The organism is Xanthomonas sp. SHU 199, assembly GCF_000364665.1.
Lineage (GTDB): Bacteria > Pseudomonadota > Gammaproteobacteria > Xanthomonadales > Xanthomonadaceae > Xanthomonas_A > Xanthomonas_A sontii.
Window position 1 is genome coordinate 1 of sequence record NZ_AQOI01000127.1, and the last position, 8,233, is coordinate 8,233.

The 8,233-nt window shown below is 71.2% G+C and carries 8 protein-coding genes; 6 read left to right on the forward strand and 2 right to left on the reverse strand.

Features of this window, described 5'->3' with window-relative positions; genetic code table 11:
• On the reverse strand, positions 1 to 530 hold a 530-nt coding region (locus D183_RS0105945), incomplete at its 3' end, for an NAD-dependent epimerase/dehydratase family protein (RefSeq protein WP_039726289.1).
• Positions 531 to 985: 455 nt separating this feature from the next.
• Between D183_RS0105945 and D183_RS0105950 the strand changes: the two genes are divergently transcribed.
• Genes D183_RS0105950 through D183_RS0105975 form a run of 6 tightly spaced genes read left to right on the forward strand, consistent with a single transcriptional unit; the run spans position 986 to position 6,895 of the window.
• The gene (locus D183_RS0105950; protein WP_017908198.1) at positions 986 to 3,817 is read left to right on the forward strand and encodes a monovalent cation/H+ antiporter subunit A; all 2,832 of its coding nucleotides are present in this window, start codon (positions 986 to 988) and stop codon (positions 3,815 to 3,817) included.
• Positions 3,817 to 4,182, forward strand: a complete 366-nt coding sequence (locus D183_RS0105955) for a Na+/H+ antiporter subunit C (protein ID WP_017908199.1) — start codon at positions 3,817 to 3,819, stop codon at positions 4,180 to 4,182. The genes D183_RS0105950 and D183_RS0105955 overlap by 1 nt, the downstream gene beginning before the upstream one ends.
• Entirely contained in the window at positions 4,179 to 5,741 is a 1,563-nt protein-coding gene (locus D183_RS0105960; RefSeq protein ID WP_017908200.1) for a monovalent cation/H+ antiporter subunit D, read from the forward strand. Before D183_RS0105955 ends, D183_RS0105960 begins: the two co-directional genes overlap by 4 nt.
• Position 5,742: 1 nt before the next feature.
• Positions 5,743 to 6,246, forward strand: a complete 504-nt coding sequence (locus tag D183_RS0105965) for a Na+/H+ antiporter subunit E (protein WP_010341382.1) — start codon at positions 5,743 to 5,745, stop codon at positions 6,244 to 6,246.
• Positions 6,243 to 6,527, forward strand: coding sequence for a K+/H+ antiporter subunit F (locus D183_RS0105970; RefSeq protein WP_017908201.1), 285 nt, complete (start codon positions 6,243 to 6,245; stop codon positions 6,525 to 6,527). Before D183_RS0105965 ends, D183_RS0105970 begins: the two co-directional genes overlap by 4 nt.
• A complete protein-coding gene (locus D183_RS0105975; protein WP_017908202.1) occupies positions 6,524 to 6,895 on the forward strand; it encodes a Na+/H+ antiporter subunit G in 372 nt (123 codons plus the stop codon). Before D183_RS0105970 ends, D183_RS0105975 begins: the two co-directional genes overlap by 4 nt.
• Before the next feature lie 57 nt (positions 6,896 to 6,952).
• Here the strand turns inward: D183_RS0105975 and D183_RS0105980 are convergent, their stop codons facing one another.
• Positions 6,953 to 7,903 carry a sodium:calcium antiporter gene (locus D183_RS0105980; RefSeq protein ID WP_017908203.1) on the reverse strand — a complete coding sequence of 317 codons (951 nt, stop codon included), beginning with the start codon at positions 7,901 to 7,903 and terminating at the stop codon, positions 6,953 to 6,955.
• Positions 7,904 to 8,233: the final 330 nt, after the last annotated feature.

An 8,233-nucleotide genomic window follows, 5' to 3' on the forward strand; every position in this document is an offset into this window, starting at 1 on the left:
ACGAACCAGCCGGTGCGCCGCGCCAGTGCCGCGATCGCGCTGAGGGTGCGGTCGCGGCCGGCGCCGTAGACCAGGGTCGGCCGCAACACCGTCGCCGCCGCGCCGCGTTCGGCGGCCACCGCGAACACGATGGCTTCGGCCTCGCGCAGGCGCCGGGCGACGTCGCGTTCGGCGGCGTCCAGCGAGTCGCGCTTGACCTCCAGGCTGGTGGAGCCGAAGGCGACCACGCGCGAAGCGGCGACGGGCGCACGCCGATACCAGTCGGCGAAAGCGTCCAGCGGCCCGCAACTGAACACCACCTCCGCCGCCACCGGTGGCGCCTGCAGCGCACTGAGTTCGCCGGCATGCCAGTGCAGGCCGGGGTGCGCCGCGCGCGCCTGCCGGGAGTAGGCGTGCACCTCCCACCCGTCGGCCAGCAGGCGGTGCAGCAGGCGCTCGCCGATCTGGCCGCTGCCGCCGAACACCAGTGCGATGCGCGGTGGCGCGACGGTCGTCGGAGAAGCAGGGGCAGCGGCGAGCGAATCGGTCATCGGCACAGGATAGTGCGTGCGTCGCCGTTTGCGGCTGGAATCACGCGACATCCGCACGCTGCACGGCATGCGACGGCCGGTGGAGGCGGACAAGGCAACGCGTGGCGCGGATACACGCAGCCGCCAACGATCGCCAAGCGCACCGGCGACCTGGCACGGGCCGCACGCACCAGCATCCGGATGGAGAGCGACGCGCGACGCGCTGCAGAATGCGCTCACCCACGGCGATGCTTGCGCCGCACGCAAAGCGCACGCCGCATGGCGCGCATGGCGTGTGGCGCATCGCGCAGCGCCAGCGTTCGATCACTCCCCTCCCCGCCCGCGCTCGCAAGCGCATCACCTGCGCACCGCTACGCTATCGGCATGACCGTGCACGCCTTCCGTTCCCGCGCCGGCCACCGCCGTGACGCGCCTGTTACACTCGGGCTCCTGCTCGCGAATCTCGTATTCCCTGCATGATCCCAGCCCTCGACCTCCTGCTGGCCTTGCCGTTTCTGATGGCGGCGGCCGTCGTCGCCCTGCGCCACCGCTCGCGCGCCACCCTGGCCTGGGCCGCGGCGCTGGCGCCGTTGGCGGGCCTGGCGGTGCTCGGCGCGCTGACGCCCACGGTGCTCGACGGCGGCATCGTCCGCGCCGACCACGCCTGGCTGCCGCAGATCGGCCTGCAGTTCTCGCTGCGCCTGGACGGTCTGGCCTGGATGTTCGCCGGCCTGGTGCTGGCGATCGGCGCGCTGGTGGTGATGTACGCGCACTACTACCTCAGCGCGCGCGAGAACGCGGCGCGCTTCTATGCCTGCCTGCTGCTGTTCATGGGCGCGATGCTGGGCATGGTGATCGCCGGCAACCTGTTGCTGCTGATGGTGTTCTGGGAACTGACCAGCATCAGCTCGTTCCTGCTGATCGGCTTCTGGTCGCACCGGCAGGACGCGCGCGACGGCGCGCGCATGGCCCTGGTGATCACCGGCGGCGGTGGCCTGGCGCTGCTCGGCGGCGTGCTGCTGCTGGGACGCATCGTCGGCAGCTACCAGCTCGACGCGGTGCTCGCCGCCGGCGACGTGATCCGCGCCAGCCCGCTGTATCCCTGGGCGCTGGGGCTGATCCTGCTCGGCATCTTCACCAAGAGCGCGCAGTTCCCGTTCCATTTCTGGCTACCGCACGCGATGGCCGCGCCCACCCCGGTGTCGGCGTACCTGCACTCAGCGACGATGGTGAAGGCCGGCGTGTTCCTGCTGGCGCGGCTGCATCCGGCGCTGGCCGGCAGCGACCTGTTCTTCTACACGGTCAGCGGCATCGGCGCGATCACCCTGCTCACCGGCGCCTGGTTCGCGATCTTCCAGCACGACCTCAAGGGCCTGCTGGCGTATTCGACGATCTCGCACCTGGGCCTGATCACCATGTTGTTCGGGCTGTCCACGCCGATGGCGGTGGTGGCCGGCGTGTTCCACATCCTCAACCACGCGGTGTTCAAGGCCTCGCTGTTCATGGCCGCCGGCATCATCGACCACGAAACCCATACCCGCGACATGCGCCGGCTCGGCAACCTGCGCCGCTGGATGCCGATCACCAGCGCGCTGGCGATCACCGCCTCGCTGTCGATGGCCGGCATCCCGCTGCTCAACGGCTTCCTGTCCAAGGAGATGTTCTTCGCCGAGGCGCTGGGCGCCGACGGCCCGGCGGCGATGCGCGTGTTCACCGCCACCTCGGCGCTGCTGGCCGGCGTGTTCGGCGTGGCCTACAGCCTGCGCTTCGTCTATGAGACCTTCTTCGGCCATGGCCCGCGTCGGCTGGAGACGATGCCGCACGAGCCGCCGCGCTGGATGAAGATTCCGGTGGAGATCCTGGTGCTGGTGTGCGTGGCGGTCGGCATCGTGCCGGCGCTGACCGTGGCGCCGGTGCTGCGCGCCGCCGCCGGCGCGATCCTGGGCAACGCCCTGCCCGACTACAGCCTGGCCGTCTGGCACGGCTGGAACGCGCCGCTGGCGATGAGCATCGCCGGCGTGGTCGGCGGCGTGGCGCTGTATTTCGGGCTGCGCCGGCTGACCGCGCTGTACACCGAGGTGCGCCGCTCGCTGGGCAAGCGCGTGTTCCACTGGCACGTGCAGACCCTGTTCGGCGTGGCCGCACGCTTCACCCGCCTGCTCGCCAACGGCCGCCTGCAACGCAGCCTGCGCTGGCTGGTGCTGGCCGCGGTGGTCGTCGTGGCCGCGCCGCTGCTGCGGGCGCCGCCGCTGTGGCAGCAGTGGCCGGCGCCGCAGGGCATGCCGTTGCTGGGTTGGGGCCTGTGGCTGCTGATCCTCAGTTGCGCGCTGTCCACGCTGTTCCTGTACCGGCAGCGGCTGCTGGCGGTGCTGGTGCTGGGCGGCAGCGGGCTGGGCGTGAGCCTGGTGTTCGTGTTCCTGTCGGCGCCGGACCTGGCGCTGACCCAGTTGCTGGTGGAGATGGTGACCCTGGTGCTGATGCTGCTGGGCATGAACTACCTGCCCAAGGCCTCGCCGCCGGAACCGCGGCGCTGGCGCCGCTGGCGCGATGCGGCCCTGGCGATCGTCGCCGGCGGCGGCATGGCGCTGCTGGCGTATTCGGTGATGACCCGGCCGGCGACGACGATGGCCGGCGAGCTGCTGCAGCGCGCGCTGCCGGAAGCCTACGGCCGCAACGTGGTCAACGTGATCCTGGTGGACTTCCGCGGCTTCGATACCTTCGGCGAGATCACCGTGTTCGGCATCGCCGCGCTGGTGGTGCATGCGCTGCTGCGGCGCGCGCGGATGGCGCCGGAGAAGGTGATGCCGGGGCCGCCGATCAAGCTGCCGGTGCCGGCCGACCTGGCGCAGCTGATGTTCCCGCTGACCCTGACCGTGTCGATCTTCCTGTTCCTGCGCGGCCACAACGCGCCCGGCGGCGGCTTCATCGCCGGGCTGGTGCTGGCGGTGCCGCTGCTGATGCAGTACGTGATCCAGGGCGCGGCCTCGGTGGAGTCGCGCTTCGGCTTCGACTACATCCGCTGCATCGGCCTGGGCCTGCTGCTGGCCACGTTCGGCGGCATGGCCTCGATGCTGTTCGGGGTGCCGTTCCTGACCAGCGGCCATCTGGATCTGCAGTTGCCGCTGATCGGCACGGTCCCGCTGGCCAGCGCGCTGGTCTTCGATACCGGCGTGTATCTGGTGGTGTTCGGCGGCACCATGCTGACGCTGTCGATGATGGGCACGATCAAGCCCTCGCGCACCCGCGATTCCCAGCGCGGGCAGATCGACCCGACGCGGCGTTCGCCCATCACCGGGGAGATGCACTGATGGAACTGGCACTGGCGAGCGCGATCGGCGTGCTGACCGCGGTGGGCGTGTACCTGCTGCTGCGCGCGCGCAGCTTCGACGTGATCCTGGGCATGACCGTGCTGTCCTACGCCACCAACCTGCTGATCTTCGCCGGCGGCCGGCTGGTGCAGGGCAAGGCGCCGGTGCTGCGCGACGGCATCGCCCCGACCCTGGCCGAGCACGCCGATCCGCTGCCGCAGGCGCTGGTGCTGACCGCGATCGTCATCGCCTTCGCGATGACCGCGGTGAGCATCGTGCTGGCGATGCGCAGCCGCGGCGACAACCACAGCGACCACGTCGATGCGCGCCCGGACCCCGACCCCGCCGACGGGGAGGCGCCATGACCCATCTGCTGATCCTGCCGATCCTGATCCCCTTGCTCGGCGCGGCGCTGTCGCTGTTCGCCGAGCACCGCCGCTACGGCCGCAAGGTGCGCCGCGCGGTGGCGTGGACCGCGATGACGGCGCTGGCCGCGGCGGTGCTGGCGCTGTGCGTGCAGGTGAGCGACGGCCAGGTCCATGCCTACCTGCTCGGCGACTGGCCCTCGCGGCTGGGCATCGTGCTGATGGCCGATCGCCTGTCGGCATGGATGCTGGCGACCACCACCCTGCTCGCCGGCGCCTGCCTGCTGCACGCCTGCGCCGGCTGGGACCGGCGTGCGCCGCATTTCCATGCGCTGTTCCAGTTCCAGCTGGTCGGCCTCAACGGCGCGTTCCTGACCGGCGACGTGTTCAACCTGTTCGTGTTCTTCGAGGTGATGCTGATCGCCTCCTACGGCCTGCTGCTCAGCGGCGGGCGTGGCCTGCGCCTGCGCGTGGGCTTCCACTACGTGGTGTTCAACGTCACCTCCTCCACCGTGTTCCTGATCGCGCTGGGCCTGCTGTACGCGCTGCTCGGTTCGTTGAACATGGCCGAGCTGTCGCAGCGCGTGGCGCAGGCGCCGCCGCAGAACGTGGCGCTGATCAAGGCCGCGTTCGGCCTGTTGCTGCTGGTGTTCTGCGCCAAGGCCGCGCTGCTGCCGCTGTACCTGTGGCTGCCGGAAACCTATGCGCGCGCGCCGGCGGCGGTGGCGGCGCTGTTCGTGATCATGACCAAGGTCGGCCTGTACGCGGTGCTGCGGGTGAGCACGCTGATCCTCGGCAGCCAGGCACAGGCGCTGGACGGCTATGGCCGCGACTGGCTGCTGTGGCTGGGCCTGGCGACGCTGCTGCTGGCCGCGCTGGGCGTGCTGGCGGCGGTGCGCCTGCGGGTGCTGATCGGCTACCTGGTGATCGTGTCGGCGGCGACGCTGTTCGTGGCCTTCGCGCTGGACTCAGCCGGCACGCTCGGCGCCGGGCTGTATTACCTGGCGCACAGCAGCTTCGTCGCCGCGGCGCTGTTCATGATCGCCGACCTGATCCGGCGTCGCCGCGGCGGCGCCAGCGACCGCAAGGAGATCATCGCGCCGCTGCCGGGCAAGACCGTGCCCGGCGTGCTGTTCCTGATCGCGGCGATCTCGGTGGCCGGGCTGCCGCCGCTGTCCGGCTTCCTGGCCAAGGTGGCGATCCTCAGCGCGACGCCGGGCGGGCTGACCGCGCCGGTGTGGGCCGCGGTGCTGCTCAGCAGCCTGATGGTGATCATGGGCCTGACCCGCGGCGGCGTGCGCCTGTTCTGGCGCGTGCCCGGCGACCAGGACACGGCCGAGGACGGCACCATGGAATTGCCGCGCCCGGCGCCGCGCAAGGCGCCGGCACGGCCGCTGGAAACCGCCGCCACCGTGCTGCTGCTCGGCTACGGCGTGGCGATGACCGTGGCGGCCGGGCCGCTGCTGCGCTACAGCGAGGCCGCCGCCGCACAACTGCTGCGCCCGGCCGACTACACCACCCAGCTGCGCGGCACCGCGCCGATCCTGCGGGAGCCCTGACATGTCCGCCCGTCCCTGGTCGCGCCGCCTGTTCCCGTCCTGGCCGCTGAGCCTGACGGTCACCGCGTTCTGGCTGCTGATGAGCGACAGCTTCAGTCTCGGCCAGGTGCTGCTGGGCGCGGTGCTGGGCGTGGCGGTACCGCTGTTCGCCGCGCGCCTGGACCGCGAGTTCGCGCGCATCGGCTCGCTGCGCCCGGTGCCGAAGATGCTGTGCGTGGCGGCCTGGGACATCGTGCGCTCCAACGTGGTGGTGGCGCTGCAGGTGCTCGGTCCGGAGAAACGCATCCACCCCGGCTTCATCTGGGTACCGCTGGACATCGCCAACATCCACGGCATCGCCGCGCTGACCAGCATGATCACCCTGACCCCGGGCACGGTGTCGGCGGCGCTGTCGGACGACCGCAAGTACCTGCTGGTGCACGTGCTGCACCTGGACGATGCCGAGACCGTGATCCGGCAGATCAAGACGCGCTACGAAGCGCCGCTGATGGAGATCTTCCCATGACCAGCCACATGTTCATCGAGACCACGATCGTCGTGTGCATGCACGTGGTGGCGCTGGCGATGCTGCTGGCGCTGTGGCGGCTGCTGCGCGGGCCGACCGTGCCCGATCGCATCCTGGCGCTGGACACGCTGTCGGTGACCGCGATCGCCGAGCTGATGCTGTTCGGCATGTACCTGGATTCGCCGGTGTATTTCGAGGCGGCGCTGATCATCGCCATGCTCGGCTTCGGCAGCACCGTGGTGCTGAGCAAGTTCGTGCTGCGCCGGGACATCGTCGAATGATCGGCGTGCTGCAGGTCGGGCTGTCGCTGCTGCTGATCGTCGGCTGCTTCTTCATCCTGGTCGGGGCGCTGGGGCTGGTGAAGCTGTCGGACTTCTTCAAGCGCCTGCACGCGCCGACCAAGGCCAGCACCCTGGGCGTGGGCTGCGTGCTGCTGGCCTCGGTCGGCTACCACCTGTTCCTGGGCCAGGACCCACAGCCGCGCGAGTTGCTGATCACCGCATTCCTGTTCATCACCGCGCCGATCAGTGCGCACATGATGGCCAAGGCGGCGCTGTCGCTGATGCTGGAACAGCGCCCGCAGGTGCCGGGCAGCGACCACGCCGAGCAGGAAGGGCTGCCGCCGCCGGAGCAGCCGGAGGAGCGCTGAGCGCGCGGGTCTGCGCAGGAGCGGCTTTTCCGATTCCCGATTCCCCACTCTCGGCACTCACGCCAGCAACGCCAACTCCAGTCCCACCCACGCCAGGAACGCCACCAGCAGCACCGCGCCCTCGCCGCGACTCAACCGCATGTCGCCGCGCAGCATCGGGTACAGCACCGCCGCCAGCGCGATCGCTGCCGGCAGTTCCAGACGCACGAACGAGGCCGGCAACGGCAGCGGCCGCAGCGACGCCATGCCGCCGATCACCACCAGCAGGTTGAACAGGCTCGAGCCCAGCACGTGGCCGACCACCATGTCCCCCTGGCCCCGGCGCGCGGCGGCCACCGCGGCGGCGGCTTCCGGCAGCGCGGTGCCGATCGCCACCGGCAGCAGGCCGACCAGCAGCGGCGACAGGCCCCAGGCCGCACCCAGCCGCGGCGCGTGTTCCACCACCAGGTTGGCGCCGGCGTTCAACAGCACGAGGGCGATCAGCAGGCGCAGCAGATTCATCACCAGCCCGGTGCGGGTCACCGCGTAGCCGGACACGCCAAGCTGGCGCGCGGCCGGTTCATGCCGCGCGCGCAGCAGCAGGAAGGCGACCACACCGACGAAGGCCAGCAGCAGCGCCACGCCCTCAGCGCGCGAGATCGCGCCATCCAGGCCGAAGCCGATCAGCGCCAGCGTCGCCAGGGTCAGCAGCACCAGCAGTGGCGGCAGCAGGCGCGTGCGCAGCAGCAGCGGCGCCGCCAGCGCGGCCAGGCCCAGGGTCATGCCGAGATTGGCCAGGTTGCTGCCGATCGCGTTGCCCAACGCCAGGTCCTGCGCGCCGGCGGCGTAGGCGCGCGCGTTGACCGCCAGTTCCGGCAGCGAGGTGCCGAAGGCCACCAGCAGCAAGCCGGCCACGAACGGCGAGGCGCCGCAGCGCTGCGCCAGGCCGGAGGCCGCCTTCACGATCGAGTCCCCGCCCAGCGCCAGGAACGCCAGCCCCAACAGCACCAATCCGATCGCACCGGCCATCGCCGACTCCCTGCCCGCAAGATGCGGCGATTCTATGCGCAGCACCGATGACGCCGCCGTGGTCGTGCCTGCCCGGCCATGGCACGCTGCGGCGGCCAATCCCGCGCACAACCCGCCGCCACTGCACTGCGTTCATGCCCGACCGTGTCTGCTAGCGCCTGCCGCGCGCCCGACCGCGTCCCTCCCCTCGCCTTCGCCACAGGAGCCGCCCCATGTCCCGTCCCGATCCCACGCCGCCGCCGCGGCGGCCCTGGCTGGCGCTGGCCGGCATCGCCGCGATCGCCGCGGCACTCGCCGCCGCCTTCGCCTGGAGCGCCGGCTGGCTCGGCG

Coding starts and splice junctions, on each gene's coding strand:
- D183_RS0105950 (WP_017908198.1), top strand. CDS start 986: ATGATCCCAGCCCTCGACCTCCTGCTGGCCTTGCCGTTTCTGATGGCG.
- D183_RS0105955 (WP_017908199.1), top strand. CDS start 3,817: ATGGAACTGGCACTGGCGAGCGCGATCGGCGTGCTGACCGCGGTGGGC.
- D183_RS0105960 (WP_017908200.1), top strand. CDS start 4,179: ATGACCCATCTGCTGATCCTGCCGATCCTGATCCCCTTGCTCGGCGCG.
- D183_RS0105965 (WP_010341382.1), top strand. CDS start 5,743: ATGTCCGCCCGTCCCTGGTCGCGCCGCCTGTTCCCGTCCTGGCCGCTG.
- D183_RS0105970 (WP_017908201.1), top strand. CDS start 6,243: ATGACCAGCCACATGTTCATCGAGACCACGATCGTCGTGTGCATGCAC.
- D183_RS0105975 (WP_017908202.1), top strand. CDS start 6,524: ATGATCGGCGTGCTGCAGGTCGGGCTGTCGCTGCTGCTGATCGTCGGC.
- D183_RS0105980 (WP_017908203.1), bottom strand. CDS start 7,903: ATGGCCGGTGCGATCGGATTGGTGCTGTTGGGGCTGGCGTTCCTGGCG.